The organism is Motilibacter deserti (genome assembly GCF_011250635.1).
GTDB lineage: Bacteria > Actinomycetota > Actinomycetes > Motilibacterales > Motilibacteraceae > Motilibacter_A > Motilibacter_A deserti.
Window position 1 is genome coordinate 1 of record NZ_JAANNP010000258.1, and the last position, 792, is coordinate 792.

Sequence of the window (792 nt, forward strand, 5' to 3'; positions counted from 1 at the left end):
CGACCCGCACGGTGCGCGGGTCGTCCGAGGTCGCTGCGGCCGTGGTCGCGGCCAGGGACTCGGCGTTGGCCCGGCCCTGGTGTGCGGCCGCGGTGTCTGCCGCCGTGTCCGCGGCAGCCAGCGCGGCGGCAGTGGCAGCAGCATCCCGCTTCACGGCCCGCGCGGGCTCCGCCGGGCGCACGGCCGCCGCAGCGCGCAGCTCGGCGCGCAGCGGGTGCATGGCCTCACCGTGCTGGTCGCGCAGCGGGGAGTCGGCGTCCGGGCCGGGCGCTGCGGCCAGCCGCTGCCGGTACCTGTCCACGACGTCGGGGGCGAGCTGGTCCAGGCGGCTCTCGATCTGCTGCAGGTGGGGGCGGGCGGTGTCCGGCGGAAGCTTCCGGGCGTAGTCCCACATCTGCAGCGCTTGGCCGGTGCCCATCTCGGCCAGCGGGGCGAGCCGGCGAGTCAGGTCTTCGACGGCCCGCTCGTCGCGGGTCATGCCCGCCCGGCGCGCCTCCTCCGCGTCGGCGGCGGCGGCGATGGCTTCGCCCCGGCGGGTCTCGGCCCGGTCCGGGTTGTACATCTTGGTTGCGATGACGTCGACGAGCCGCTGCTCGGCGAGCAGCGCGGCGCGGGTCGGGGCTGACGGCACGCCGGCCGCTGCCGCGCGCAGCTCCGCGCGCAGCGGGTGCATCGCGTCCGCGTGAACGTCGCGCCGCCCCGTGGCGTCGGCCACCTGCCCTTTGGCGAGGCGCTGGCGGTAGCGGGCCATGACGTCGGGGGCGAGCTGGTCCAGGCGCTGCTCGGCTTGCG

Annotated in this window: 1 protein-coding gene; it reads right to left on the reverse strand. The window is 77.7% G+C overall.

The window, feature by feature from the left end:
- The coding region (locus G9H71_RS22910; protein ID WP_231135356.1) for a hypothetical protein at positions 1-792 on the reverse strand (792 nt) is incomplete at both ends.